Below are 11,809 nucleotides of genomic sequence, written 5' to 3' on the forward strand. Positions count from 1 at the left end.
ACGCGCACAGATTGTTCAGAGTGATTTCTCACCCGGACGATCAACCACGGGCAGGCTGCTTTTCCGCCCATTCGCTCATGGCCGCCTCGACATCGGCGAGGGTGGGGAGACTCTCCTCGTTTCCCAGATGCTGGATCGCGTGGGCGGAGGCGGCCCGGGCGAAGCGGAAATGCTGCTCCCATCCGGCGGTCCCGTCCCGCATCCACGAATAGACATAGGCGCCGTGGAACACGTCGCCGGCGCCGTTCGTGTCGACGATCCGCGCCTTGGGTACGTCCAGCGCGGGCAGCCGGCGCGTCGGGCCGCGGTCCTCGTACCAGAACATGCCGTCCTCGCCGACGGTCACGCCGGCGACCGGGCAGCCGCGCTCGCGCAGGTAGTCGAGGGTTTCCTCCACGCCAAGGCCGAGCTGTTCGCAGAACCTTGCAGAGACGACTGCGACGTCGATGTGACGCAGCAGCTCGTCCGTGTTCTCGCGCACGGCGCCGCCGTCAAGCGAGGTCAGGATGCCGGCCGCGCGAGCGGCCTTTGCGTAGTGGAGAGCGGCCTCCGGCATGTGGCCGTCGAGGTGCAGCGCCCTGCAGCCGGTAAGGTTGAGCTCGGGGAAGGGATGGAGGAAATCGTTGTCGCGGCAGCGGACGATGGCGCGCTTGCCGTCCTTGGGCATGATGAAGGAGAGGGAGGATTCCCGCACCTTTCGCCCGTGGATCGAGATGCCGTACTTGGCGGCCATGTCCAGGAACATGCGGGCGAGCCAGTCGTCGGCTTGCGAGCACAGGATGTCCGGCGCGATTCCCAGCCTTGCGCAGGCGAAGCCGGCAGTGACCGCATTGCCGCCGAAACTCACCGCGTAGTCGCGCGCGATCGTCTTGTCGTCGCCCGTCGGCAGTGCGTCGGTGAGGAAGGTGATGTCGATATAGGCCTGACCGATGAATAGGGCCTGCATGCTTCTGCGCGCTCCTTGCTGGCGGGTTCGTCTCGTGTTCTCAAGTCTCGGCCCCTGCGGAATTTTTCGCCTTTTCGAAGGGCGCCTTCAGGGGTCATTTACCAAAGGAACCGATACTGGTCCGGCTGTTCAATGCCGGATCCTCGCGTGCCGCATCGTTATACCCGTTTCCTGAAGACACTGGTGATTGCCCTCGGTCTGGCGATCGCCCCCCTGATTGCGGCCAATTACATCCTCGCGAACTACGCCGTAACACAGGCCCGGACCGAGATGAAGGCGATCGCCGAGCGCTATGTCCTGCGGGCGGAAAAGGCGATCGGCGACGCGGTGTCGGTGCTTCAGACCCTGCATCAGAACGGTCATGTGACCTGTTCCGGCGCCGACCGCCAGGCCTTCCACTCCGGCCTGATCCACGCTCCGTTCGTGCAGATGATCGGGGTGGTCAATTCCGATGGCGTGATGATCTGCAACGTTCCCGACCAGTCGGGGCAGGGGCGGCAGGTGCTGCCGGTGCTGCAGGCGGATTCGCCTCTCGTGGGCATCGGCATGCGCGATCGCGTCTACGAGGGCACGCGGGTCGCGCTGGTCAGCTGGCGCATCGGCACAGGAAACCGCCTGCTGGCGGAGATTTCTCCGGTCGCCATCGCCATCGATCCGGGACCGGAATACCTGCGCGCCTATCGGCATGTGGAGCTGCGCCTCGGCGACGGCGTGACCTGGCTGCGCTCGGGCGAATACAGCAACATCAACGCCCGTGAAGGCGAGAGCGAGTTGGTGGTCGAAGTGGCGTCGGAGAAGTATCCGATGCTTGCGACCGTCTCCGCGCCGGCCTCCGCCGCCGACAATCTGGTGCGCGACCTGCAGGTCGTGGCGGCCATCGCCTGTGTCGGCTTCGCCATTCTCTTCGTCGCCGTCAGCGTCTGGTTCTCTTGGCGCCCCGAAAGCGAGGCGGAGGACGAGTTCGTCCAGGCGATCCGGCGCGGGGAGTTCATTCCCTATTATCAGCCCGTCATGGACATCGAGACCGGTCGCCTGCGCGGCTGCGAGGTCCTGATGCGCTGGCAGCGACCGGACGGTTCGGTGATTTCGCCCGGCGCCTTCATGACCTTTGCCGAAACCTCGGGGCACATCTTCGAGATGACCCGGCAGGTGATGCGCAAGACCCGCGACGAGGTGGGCGACCTCTATTTCCAGAACCCGGAATGCAAGCTGTCGATCAACCTGTTCGCCGGGCATTTCGAGGACAGGCAGATCATCGAGGACATCACCGAGATCTACGGGGGGTCCAAGATCGCCTTCCAGCAGATCGTGATGGAGGTGACCGAGCGACAGCCGTTGTCCAACATGGACACCGCCCGCAAGATCATCGCCGAGATGCAGGCGATCGGCGTGCGCGTGGCGCTGGACGATGTGGGCACCGGCCATGGCGGTTTCGCCTATCTCCAGAAGCTGGGCATCGACATCATCAAGATCGACAAGATGTTTATCGACAGCCTGGGGACCGACGACAATTCGACGACCATCGTCGATACGATGGTCGAGCTCGCCGACAATCTGGGCATGGGCATCATTGCCGAGGGCGTCGAGACGATGGAACAGATCGAGCGGCTGCGCGAACTCGGCGTGTCGGCGGCCCAGGGCTACATCTTCGCGCCGCCCTTGCCCGCCAAGCTGTTCATCGAGCTGGCGCAGGCGCTGTCCGGCGGGCGGGCGTCCGCGCTGCCCGAAGGAATGGGCCAGGCTCTCGTCGCCTGAGGAGCGGATGCGCGCGGCGTGCATGCGCCGGGACCTTTTGCGCGCGACTGCGATCCGATAAGGTGCGCGCCGATCAGCCTTCTCATCTGGAGCCGGACCTTTGCACGCTCTGACCACGGCGACAGTTTCTGTCGCGCCTCGCTGGCGCCGCGCCGTCCTCGCCATCGCCGTTTCCCTGGCGCTGGCTGGATGCCAGACCGCGGCCTCCACGTCTCAGCAGGCCTCGCGGTCGCAGGCCGCCGCCGTCCAGGTTGCCGCGCTTCCCGCCTTGCCCGCGCCCGTCGGCGCGATGCCGGGATCCGAGCTGGCGCTTGCGCCGCAGGGCAACGCCCAGCGGCGGGCCCATGCGGCCATCGTCGTCGATGCGGCCACCGGTGCCGTGCTGCATGAGGAGGATGCGGACGCGCTGCGCTACCCGGCCTCCCTCACCAAGATGATGACGCTCTATCTGTTGTTCGATGCGCTGTCGGAAGGGCGGGTGAACGTCGACACTCCGCTTATCATTTCGGCCAAGGCGGCAAGCCAGCCGCCGGCGCGCATCGGGCTGAAGGCGGGTGGCCGGCTGACCGTGTCGCAGGCGATCCAGGCGCTGGCCGTGAAGTCCGCCAACGACGTCGCCATCGCGGTTGCGGAAAACCTCGGCGGATCCGAGGCGGCCTTTGCGGCGCAGATGACCGCCAAGGCGCGGAGCCTTGGCATGCGGAACACCCGTTTCGTCAATGCCTCGGGCCTTCCCGATCCGCAGCAGGTCACGACCGCCCGGGACATGGCGATCCTGTCGCGGGCGCTGAAGAGCCGGCATGCGTCGCGCGCCAGCGCCTTCACGGCGCGCAGCTTCACCTACGAGGGGCGCACCTATCAGGCGACCAACAACCTGCTTGGCCGCGTTGCGGGCGTCGATGGGATCAAGACCGGCTATATCCGCGATTCCGGCTACAACCTGGCGGCTTCGGCGCATCGGGGAGGCCGCAGCGTCATCGCCGTCGTCTTCGGCGGCGAGAGCGAGGGCGCGCGCGACCGGCAGGTCACCGAGCTGATCGAACAGTATCTGTGAGGCAGCTGGCCGGAGTGTCCGGCGATCAGCTCGCGGACACAGCCACGAGCAAGGCGGACAGACGGTCCCCGTGCTGGGCTCTTCCGGCGGGACGCTGAGGTTCCTCCTCCTCCTTGGGAGGCGGTACTGCGGCCGGCGGGTGGTGAAGCAGCGGTTCGCCGTCCTTGTGAACGGCTGTCTGCAAAATTCCGGTTTCCGCGTCGATCATCAGGAAGACGTCATCGCCATCCTTGCGCGCGACGATCTCGATCCTGCCGTTCTTGTGGACGTAGCGCAGGGTGATGTAGCCGTGCTCGGACAGGGTGTTGGAGATCTCGTTGATGTTCGCGCCAATATGCTCTCCGGGCATAAGGTCGTCGGCGGCGGCGGGCTCTGCGACGAGCAACACCCCAAGCATGGCCAGATTGGCCGTCATTCGCTTCGCCAGCCGCACGAATTCCGTGCCCGCGACCTTGTCCGATGCGTCCATGGTCTCGCTCCCCGGAATGGTCCGGACCAATCTTCCCGTCCGGACCAAACAGCGCAAGACTAGCATGGAATTTCGCGATTGTGACGGTCCGTTCACACTGCTTGTGATGAAAGTTACCGGCGATCAGTAACCTGGGACAGGTATCCCGAGAGATGCTGCAGGGCCGCTGGGTCGCCGCCATCGGAACTGGTTAGCTCCGGCGGCATGCGCCAGCCGGGCTCGACATTCTCCATGTTCGGCAGCTGGTGGGCGATTCCCTTGTGGCAGTCGATGCAGGTGGCTTCGCCGCTGACGAGATAGCGCTGGTGGATCGCCGCCGCCCGGTCGGTCTGCCGGGTGAAGTCCATCGCGACGGAGGAGTGGCAGTTGCGGCACTCCAGGCTGTCGTTGGCCTTCAGTCGCGCCCATTCGTGCTTGGCCAGTTCCAGCCGGTGGTCGAGGAACTTGCGCCGCGTGCTGATGGTGCCGAAGAGGTGGCCCCAGACCTCCTTGGAGGCCTGCATCTTGCGGGCGATCTTGTCCGTCCAGTTGTGCGGCACATGGCAGTCGGGGCAGGAGGCGCGCACGCCCGAGCGGTTGGAGAAGTGCACCGTCTGCGTCAGCTCCTCATAGACGTTGTCCTTCATCTCGTGGCAGCTGATGCAGAAGGCCTCGGTGTTGGTCACCTCCAGCGCCGTGTTGAACGCGCCCCAGAAGATGACGCCGCCGATGAAGCCGCCGAGCGTCAGGAACCCCAGGCCGAAATGCACGCTCGGCCTTGCGAAGACGGCCCAGGCCTGGCGGGCGAGGGATTTTACGCGGCTCCACATGGCCTATTGGCTCCCGGCCGGCCTGGCGCCGAGCTCGCTCATGTCGCGGAACGTGTTGGAGACCAGCGGTGCGGCATCCGACTGCGGCACATGGCACATGGTGCAGAAGTAGCGGCGGGGCGACACATCGGCGAGCATCTGGCCCTCGCGGTCCATGTAGTGGGTGACGCTGATCATCGGCGCGCCGGAGCCTTGCGTGTATTCCCGCTTGTGACAGGACAGGCAGCGATTGGTGTTGACCGAGAGCTGGTAGCCCTCGATCGAGTGCGGAATGACCGGCGGCTGCTCGGGATAGGCGCGCATCTTGCGGACATCGTCCGTCACCCATTTGGCGACAGGGGGAGCTGCGGCGTTTTCCATCGGCTGGGGCGCTCCGCGCAGGCGCGGGGCATCCTGGGAGAAGGCCGGCAGCGCAAGGCCGACGGCGAACACGAGAAGGCCGGCAAGCAGCGCGGGCGCGGCTACGCGGTGGAGACCTTGACTGCGCATTTCTTGAAATCCGTCTGCTTGGAGATGGGATCGGTGGCGTCGAGCGTGACCTTGTTGATCAGCTGGCTGGCGTCGAACCACGGCACGAAGATCACGCCGCGCGGCATGCGGTTGCGCCCGCGCGTCTCGATGCGCGAGCGGATCTCGCCGCGCCGGGAGGTGACCGTCACCTCGGTGCCCTGGTTCAGGCCGCGGTCGCGGGCATCGTCGGGGTGCATGAAGACGCGGGCGCCGGGGAAGGCCTTGTAGAGCTCGGGCACGCGCATGGTCATGGACCCGGAATGCCAGTGCTCCAGCACCCGCCCGGTCACCAGCCACAGGTCGAACTCCTCGTCCGGCACTTCCGCCGGCGGCTCGTAAGGCACGGCGAGGATCACCGCCCGTCCATCCTTGCGGCCGTAGAAGCGCACGCCTTCGCCCGCCTTCACGTACGGATCGTAGCCCTCGCGGTAGCGCCAGCGGGTTTCCTCGCCGTCGACCACCGGCCAGCGCAGGCCCCGCACCTCGTGGTAGCGGTCGTAGGGCGCCAGGTCGTGGCCGTGGCCGCGGCCGAACTCGGCATATTCCTCGAACAGTCCCTTGTGGACGTAGAAGCCGAAGTCCTTCGCCTCCTGGTTCTCGTAATCGGGGTGGATCTCCGACAGGGGGAAGCGGTCGACATTGCCGTTGCGAAACAGCACGTCGAACAACGTCTTGCCGCGATAGCCGGGGTTGGCGTCGAGCATCTCGGCGGGCCACACCTCGTCCGTGGTGAAGCGCTTGGAGAACTCCATGAGCTGCCACAGGTCCGAACGGGCCTCGCCCTTGGCGGTGACCAGCTGGTGCCACACATGGGTGCGCCGCTCGGCATTGCCGTAGGCGCCTTCCTTTTCCACCCACATGGCGGCCGGCAGGATGACGTCGGCGGCGAGCGCCGTCACCGTCGGATAGGCATCGGAGACGACGATGAAATTGTCCGGGTTGCGATAGCCGGGATAGGTCTCCTGGCTGCTGTTGGGGGCGGCCTGGACGTTGTTGTTGACCTGGACCCAGTACCAGTTGAGCTTGCCGTCGCGCAGCATCCGGTCCTGCAGGACGGCATGGTAGCCCGGCTTGTCCGGCAGCAGGCCCTCGGGGAGTTTCCAGATCTCCTCCGCATGCTTGCGGTGCTCGGGGTTGGTCACCACCATGTCGGCGGGCAGGCGGTGGGCGAAGGTGCCGACCTCGCGTGCCGTGCCGCAGGCGGAGGGCTGGCCGGTCAGCGAGAACGGGCTGTTGCCCGGCTCGGAGATCTTCCCGGTCAGGAGATGCAGGTTGTAGACCATGTGGTTGGCCCACACGCCGCGCACATGCTGGTTGAAGCCCATGGTCCACAGCGACATGACCTTGCGGTCCGGGTCGGCATAGAGCTCGGCGAGCTCGCGCAGGAAGTCGGGCTCGACGCCGGACAGTTCCGACACCCGCTCCAGCGTGTATTCCGACACCAGCTTGCGGAAGGTCTCGAAGTCGGCCGGCTCCATCTTGCCCGGATCGCCGGCTCCAGTGGCCTTGAGTTCCAGCTCGTTGTCCGGGCGCAGGCCGTAGCCGATATCGGTCTGGCCGGTCATGAACACCGCATGGTCGCGCACGAAGTCCTCGTTCACGCGGCCGGTCTCGATGATGTGGTTGGCGATGTAGTTGAGGATCGCCAGATCGGTGCCCGGCTTGAACACGACCGGGATGTCGGCAAGATCCATGCTGCGATGGGTGAAGGTCGACAGCACCGCGACGCGGACATGCTCGTGGCCGAGCCGCCGGTCGGCGAGCCGGGTCCACAGGATCGGGTGCATCTCCGCCATGTTCGAGCCCCACAGCACGAAGGCGTCGGCATGCTCGAAATCGTCGTAGCAGCCCATCGGCTCGTCCATGCCGAAGGCGCGCATGAAGGCGGTGGCGGCGGAGGCCATGCAGTGGCGGGCGTTGGGATCGAGGTTGTTGGAGCGGAAGCCCGCCCGCATCAGCTTGGTGGCGGCGTAGCCCTCGAAGATCGTCCACTGGCCGGAGCCGAACATGCCGAGCGCGGTCGGGCCCTTGGCCGCCAGCGTTTCCTTGGCCTTCTTCGCCATCAGGTCGAAGGCCTCGTCCCAGGACACCGGCTCGAATTCGCCGTCCTTGTGATAGCTGCCGCCGCGCTTGCGCATCAGGGGCGTGGTCAGGCGGTCCTCGCCATACATGATCTTCGACAGGAAGTAGCCCTTGATGCAGTTGAGGCCGCGATTGACCTCCGCCTGCATGTCGCCATGGGTGGCGACGACCTGTCCTTCCTTCACGCCGACCATGACGCCGCAGCCGGTGCCGCAGAAACGGCAGGGCGCCTTCGACCACTTGATGTCGAGTGTGCCGATGCCGCCGGGGACCGGCTGGGCGGCGGCGGGCAGGGCGATGCCGGCGGCTGCCGCCGCGACGGCAGCGGCCTGCGCCTTGATCATGTCGCGTCTGGAGAGCTCAAGCTCCATCGTCAGACCTCCTCGATATGTTCGAAAACCATGTTGGCGGACACCACGCCGTCGAGCAGGGCGATCTCGACCAGTTGCTTGCCGGTCTCGCCGCGCGGTGCCTCCAGGACGATGACGATCTTGCTGCCCTCGGCGGCGCGGACCTCTACCCCGGGAAGGTCGGAAAGGGTCGCGGCAATGCTGTCCAGCCGGCCCGGAAGGACCGAGACGACGGCACTGGAAATGGCGAGGGCGACGGTGGGGGTGTCAGGCATCGCATGCCTCCGCCATGGGGGCGAGCGCGATTGCCGAGACGGGACAGGGCGCGACGCAGGCGCCGCAGCCGGTACACAGCGAGGCCGTCACCTGCGGCAGGAACGGACCGCCGCGGCGAGGAGGAAAGCGGATCGCCTCCTGCGGACAGACATCGCGGCAGGCCTGACAGTCGATGCCGGCGCGCGGCAGACAGTGCGCGGCGATCTGAGGCCTGTAGGGCAGGGCTTCCCGCGTGCGATCGAACAGGTTCTCCGGGCAGACCTCGGCGCAGGCGCCGCAAAAGTTGCATTCGCCTGAGGCGAAGGACAGGGCCGGGCGCTCGCGCGCCAGCTCCACAATGCCGGTCGGGCAGGCATCGACACAGGCGCCGCATCCGGTGCAGCGGGCCAGTGCGCCGGCCGACAGCCAGGGCGGGAGCAGCGTGTCCGGGGTTTCTGCTTCAGGTGGGTGGCCGGTGAGAAAACGCCGTCTTGACGCATCGAAGGGCAGGGTCATGGTCCGCACCTCAATGCAGCGCTGTCGGCGGCCCGGGAGGGCCAAACAGCAGTTGCAGCATCCATACGGCAAAGCCGTAGGCGCCGACTACCGCGACGGCCACGAAAGGCCAGACGCCGAAGGCCAGCACCAGAAAGGCCAGCAATTCCGTGCGCCAGCGCCGCCGATCCGCGGTGCCGGCACCATTCTCCCCCGATCCGGTCATATCGACACGCGTCCTTTCGGATGGTGTTGCCGTGACTTGAAAAGTAGTCTGATCATAAAAAAGTGCCTTATCAATGCGCAAAACTCCGTAGTCTGGAATTGAGTGAAGGTTGCTGACCTATAAATATCCGTACTTTTGCCGTGTCCCGGTAATTTTGATGAGATTTTTATTTCATAAAATCGTCGTAATTCCGAGATTGGTAGCCTTCATTTTGTTGTATCTAATATTTGAATATTGCGCGTGCTCAACGCGAGCCGCTGCTGCGCAGCGGCTGGACTTGTGCGCTTGCGAAGAGCAGGTAGGCGAGGCTCCACACCGCGGCGCCGGCACCCAGCAGATGCAGGTAGTGTTCGGGGAGCAGCGGAGCCGCCACGCGCAGCAGCGCGCCGGCATTGACGAGCAGCAAGGCAATCGCGCAAAGCCGCTGTCCGGCATGGCCGCCGGGGCCGCGCGTGGTTGCCAGGCGGCTCATGACCGCAAGCGTCATGCTGCCGATCGCGCCGGCGGTCAGTGCGTGAAGCGCGCTATCGGCCGGCACGCCGAAGTGCGGCAATGCCGAGAGGGCCGCCAGCAGCAGCCCGGCCACCAGCCAGGCATAGCCGGCATGAAGTGCGAGGATGTCGCCGCGCCGCAGCAGCCATCCGCGCCAGCGCAGCAGGCGGGCAAGCTGCAGGAGGCCGGCACCGGCCAGAAGCACTCCGGTCGCGAGCGCGCCCGGCGCCAGGACCCAGGCCGGCAGGGCAACGCTGGTCGCCAGCAGCACGAAGATGTCGAAGCGGCCATAGGGGGCGGGCACCCGCTCGGCACCGCGTCCGGCCAGGGCGTTGCGCGTCAGGCTGGGCACGAGGCGCCCGCCGACGGCGGAGATCAGCAGCGCCGCCACGGCGATCCCGGTGCGCGCCATGGTCGCGGCCATTTCCGGATCGTCGCCGAGCAGCCGATGGGCGAGGGCTGCGGCCGCCAGCACGGGAAACAGCATCAGTCCATGCCGCGACTGGCCGCTGCGCCCCAGCCGCATTTCGCGGATCAGCAGCGCCGAGACGGCGAGCGGAAAGGCGGCATCGGCGGCAAGCGCGAGGGGCAAGGGGGCAGCAAGAGGCACCAGGCGCCCGGCGAGCCACAGACCGACCAGCAGGGCCAGCGGCCGGCCGGCAGTCGGCAGGCGGCCCGACCAGTTCGGCGTTGCCGACAGCAGGTAGCCGGCCATGATCGGCGGCAGGAAGCCGAAGACCATTTCATGCGCGTGCCAGGTCATCGCCGGCAGGCCGGCGACTTCGGCGATGCCGGACGTATAGATCCAGATCCATAGCGGCACGGCTGCCGCCGCCTGCAGCGCGGCTGCGAGGAACAGCGGGCGGAAGGCGACGGCGAGCCACCAGCCGTCCGTGATCCGCCTCGGTGCGGCGCCCATGGCAGGGCTGCGCGCGAGGGAGAGGGCGTTTGTGGGAAGGGGACGGGTGTGCGGTGCCATTGCCGGCGTCCTTGCAAGTTGGGGGACGCTTGCAGGACTAGCCGCGGAATTCGCCTGCTTCGTTGTTCCCGCGCAAAGACGCGGGCGTAAGGGAGGCCTAGACTTCTGTCTGACGTTGCAAGGGGAGTTCTCCCATGTCCAGCTATCAGGGTTCCAACGCCGGAGCGGCCAGACGGGTCGGGCCGGAAACGCTTGTCGGGGACTTGATGAGCGACTACCGCTCCACCATCGCCGTGTTCATCCGTCACAAGATGATGTGCATCGGCTGTCCGGTCGCGCGCATCCACGATGTCGAGGAAGCGTGCCGCGAGCACGGCATCGCGCTTGATGCCTTTCTTGGCGAGCTCGATGCCGCCATGACCGGCGCCGGGTGACGTCATGACCGACAGCACGGATACGGCCGTCTCGGGTGACTTCGCCATCGATGCCGACGTGCTGGCCGAAGGGTTCGGCCTGTCGGCGGAGGACTTCCGCGAACGGCTTCGTGCCGGCGCGGTGACGGGCAGGGTCTATCGCGGCATCGACGAGGACGCCGGGACTTGGCGGCTGGAAGCCTTCCACGCCAACGCCCGGCTGACCGTCATAACCGATGAGGAAGGCCGCCCGCTCCGCCGGTCGCTGGTCGACTTCGGCGACCGGCCGCTGCCGCGCGAGATGCGCCTGCCGCCGGACGGCGGGATCAGTCGGTCGACCGCTCGGCGAGCATGAACAGCTTGTGGGCGTTGCACACGACCACCTTCTTGCGGGCGCTGGACACCAGCCCCTGGGCTTCCCATGAGGTCATCACCCGGCTCACCGTGTGGAGCGTCGTGCCGGTCATCTCGGCGATGTCCTGCCGGGTCACCGGAAAGTCGATGAGGATGCCGTCCTCGGTCTTGCGGCCGGCCTGGTTGACGAGGCGCAGCAAGGCGTGCGCCACCCGCCGCTCCACTTCCTCCGTAGACAGTTCGCGGATGCGCGTGTGCGCGTCCTGCAGGCGCTGGCCCACGGTCTGCAGCGCATTCATCGCCAGCACGGGGCTGCGGGCGATGAACGAGTCCCATTGGCTGGACGGCCAGACGAGGGCCAGGCTGTCGACGACGGCCGAGGCGGTCGCCGGATAGTCGGTGCGCCGCATCGCCCGCGCGATGCCGAAAATATCGCCTGGGCTGACATGGCGCACCACCACCTGCTGCCCGTCCGGCGTCGTCTGCACCACCTTCAGCCGGCCGTGCAGAAGGGCGAAGAACTCGCTCGCCGGTTCTCCTTGCGCAAAGACGGTCGCGCCGATGGCGTATCTGCGGCTGACCGCCATGGCCAGCACTGCATCGAGGTCTTCTTCCGACATCGACTGGAAGATCGTCAGGTCCCGGATCAGGGAGCGGTCAAGTTGTGCAGGCGGCATTCC

The 11,809-nt window shown here is 66.5% G+C and carries 14 protein-coding genes; 4 read left to right on the plus strand and 10 right to left on the minus strand.

The genetic code is table 11. The annotated features are described in order from the left end of the window. Window positions 1-40 precede the first annotated feature (40 nt). Window positions 41-946 carry a sugar kinase gene (locus tag ACVJ6E_RS08025; RefSeq protein ID WP_120267798.1) on the minus strand — a complete coding sequence of 302 codons (906 nt, stop codon included), beginning with the start codon at window positions 944-946 and terminating at the stop codon, window positions 41-43. Between the two features lie 147 nt (window positions 947-1,093). Here ACVJ6E_RS08025 and ACVJ6E_RS08030 point away from each other — a divergent pair, with 147 nt between their 5' ends. Together ACVJ6E_RS08030 and ACVJ6E_RS08035 are read left to right on the plus strand one after the other, a co-directional pair. Then, on the plus strand, window positions 1,094-2,701 hold the full coding sequence (locus ACVJ6E_RS08030; protein ID WP_208996633.1) for an EAL domain-containing protein: 1,608 nt from the start codon (window positions 1,094-1,096) through the stop codon (window positions 2,699-2,701). A 100-nt stretch (window positions 2,702-2,801) separates the two neighbouring features. After that, a complete protein-coding gene (locus ACVJ6E_RS08035; RefSeq protein WP_491676420.1) occupies window positions 2,802-3,755 on the plus strand; it encodes a D-alanyl-D-alanine carboxypeptidase family protein in 954 nt (317 codons plus the stop codon). 25 nt (window positions 3,756-3,780) lie between these two features. Here the strand turns inward: ACVJ6E_RS08035 and ACVJ6E_RS08040 are convergent, their stop codons facing one another. The 8 genes from ACVJ6E_RS08040 to ACVJ6E_RS08075 form a co-directional block, all read right to left on the minus strand. Then, window positions 3,781-4,224, minus strand: a complete 444-nt coding sequence (locus ACVJ6E_RS08040; protein WP_120267800.1) for a hypothetical protein — start codon at window positions 4,222-4,224, stop codon at window positions 3,781-3,783. 113 nt (window positions 4,225-4,337) lie between these two features. Further along, window positions 4,338-5,033, minus strand: coding sequence for a cytochrome c3 family protein (locus ACVJ6E_RS08045; protein WP_120267801.1), 696 nt, complete (start codon window positions 5,031-5,033; stop codon window positions 4,338-4,340). Between the two features lie 3 nt (window positions 5,034-5,036). Then, window positions 5,037-5,522, minus strand: coding sequence for a nitrate reductase cytochrome c-type subunit (locus ACVJ6E_RS08050; protein ID WP_120267802.1), 486 nt, complete (start codon window positions 5,520-5,522; stop codon window positions 5,037-5,039). After that, entirely contained in the window at window positions 5,495-7,996 is a 2,502-nt protein-coding gene (gene napA / locus ACVJ6E_RS08055) for a periplasmic nitrate reductase subunit alpha (protein ID WP_120267803.1), read from the minus strand. Before napA ends, ACVJ6E_RS08050 begins: the two co-directional genes overlap by 28 nt. A 2-nt stretch (window positions 7,997-7,998) precedes the next feature. Continuing rightward, window positions 7,999-8,250 (minus strand): chaperone NapD, encoded by a 252-nt coding sequence (locus ACVJ6E_RS08060; RefSeq protein WP_120267804.1) that lies wholly within the window; start codon window positions 8,248-8,250, stop codon window positions 7,999-8,001. Continuing rightward, window positions 8,243-8,746, minus strand: coding sequence for a ferredoxin-type protein NapF (napF, locus tag ACVJ6E_RS08065; protein WP_120267805.1), 504 nt, complete (start codon window positions 8,744-8,746; stop codon window positions 8,243-8,245). Before napF ends, ACVJ6E_RS08060 begins: the two co-directional genes overlap by 8 nt. Window positions 8,747-8,756: 10 nt before the next feature. Beyond that, complete coding sequence (locus tag ACVJ6E_RS08070; protein ID WP_120267806.1) at window positions 8,757-8,951, minus strand: nitrate reductase; 195 nt, start codon at window positions 8,949-8,951, stop codon at window positions 8,757-8,759. 244 nt (window positions 8,952-9,195) lie between these two features. Next, complete coding sequence (locus tag ACVJ6E_RS08075) at window positions 9,196-10,422, minus strand: NnrS family protein (protein WP_120267807.1); 1,227 nt, start codon at window positions 10,420-10,422, stop codon at window positions 9,196-9,198. Between the two features lie 134 nt (window positions 10,423-10,556). On the opposite strand from ACVJ6E_RS08075, the gene ACVJ6E_RS08080 reads away from it, so the two are divergent. Together ACVJ6E_RS08080 and ACVJ6E_RS08085 are read left to right on the plus strand one after the other, a co-directional pair. Continuing rightward, window positions 10,557-10,796 carry a DUF1858 domain-containing protein gene (locus ACVJ6E_RS08080; RefSeq protein ID WP_120267808.1) on the plus strand — a complete coding sequence of 80 codons (240 nt, stop codon included), beginning with the start codon at window positions 10,557-10,559 and terminating at the stop codon, window positions 10,794-10,796. Between the two features lie 4 nt (window positions 10,797-10,800). Then, a complete protein-coding gene (locus ACVJ6E_RS08085) occupies window positions 10,801-11,130 on the plus strand; it encodes a DUF6522 family protein (RefSeq protein ID WP_120267809.1) in 330 nt (109 codons plus the stop codon). On the opposite strand, the gene ACVJ6E_RS08090 is transcribed toward ACVJ6E_RS08085, so the two are convergent. Continuing rightward, a complete protein-coding gene (locus ACVJ6E_RS08090) occupies window positions 11,102-11,806 on the minus strand; it encodes a Crp/Fnr family transcriptional regulator (RefSeq protein ID WP_120267810.1) in 705 nt (234 codons plus the stop codon). The two genes, ACVJ6E_RS08085 and ACVJ6E_RS08090, sit on opposite strands and share 29 nt — an antisense overlap. Between the last annotated feature and the right edge of the window lie 3 nt (window positions 11,807-11,809).

The sequence above is a fragment of the Stappia sp. G46H5W genome (assembly GCF_058448995.1).

Bases quoted from the DNA above. Each gene is read 5' to 3' on its own strand.
- ACVJ6E_RS08040 (WP_120267800.1), bottom strand. From the start codon at position 4,224: ATGGACGCATCGGACAAGGTCGCGGGCACGGAATTCGTGCGGCTGGCG.
- ACVJ6E_RS08045 (WP_120267801.1), bottom strand. From the start codon at position 5,033: ATGTGGAGCCGCGTAAAATCCCTCGCCCGCCAGGCCTGGGCCGTCTTC.
- ACVJ6E_RS08080 (WP_120267808.1), top strand. From the start codon at position 10,557: ATGTCCAGCTATCAGGGTTCCAACGCCGGAGCGGCCAGACGGGTCGGG.
- napF (WP_120267805.1), bottom strand. From the start codon at position 8,746: ATGACCCTGCCCTTCGATGCGTCAAGACGGCGTTTTCTCACCGGCCAC.
- ACVJ6E_RS08075 (WP_120267807.1), bottom strand. From the start codon at position 10,422: ATGGCACCGCACACCCGTCCCCTTCCCACAAACGCCCTCTCCCTCGCG.
- napA (WP_120267803.1), bottom strand. From the start codon at position 7,996: ATGGAGCTTGAGCTCTCCAGACGCGACATGATCAAGGCGCAGGCCGCT.
- ACVJ6E_RS08025 (WP_120267798.1), bottom strand. From the start codon at position 946: ATGCAGGCCCTATTCATCGGTCAGGCCTATATCGACATCACCTTCCTC.
- ACVJ6E_RS08050 (WP_120267802.1), bottom strand. From the start codon at position 5,522: ATGCGCAGTCAAGGTCTCCACCGCGTAGCCGCGCCCGCGCTGCTTGCC.
- ACVJ6E_RS08090 (WP_120267810.1), bottom strand. From the start codon at position 11,806: ATGCCGCCTGCACAACTTGACCGCTCCCTGATCCGGGACCTGACGATC.
- ACVJ6E_RS08070 (WP_120267806.1), bottom strand. From the start codon at position 8,951: ATGACCGGATCGGGGGAGAATGGTGCCGGCACCGCGGATCGGCGGCGC.
- ACVJ6E_RS08060 (WP_120267804.1), bottom strand. From the start codon at position 8,250: ATGCCTGACACCCCCACCGTCGCCCTCGCCATTTCCAGTGCCGTCGTC.
- ACVJ6E_RS08085 (WP_120267809.1), top strand. From the start codon at position 10,801: ATGACCGACAGCACGGATACGGCCGTCTCGGGTGACTTCGCCATCGAT.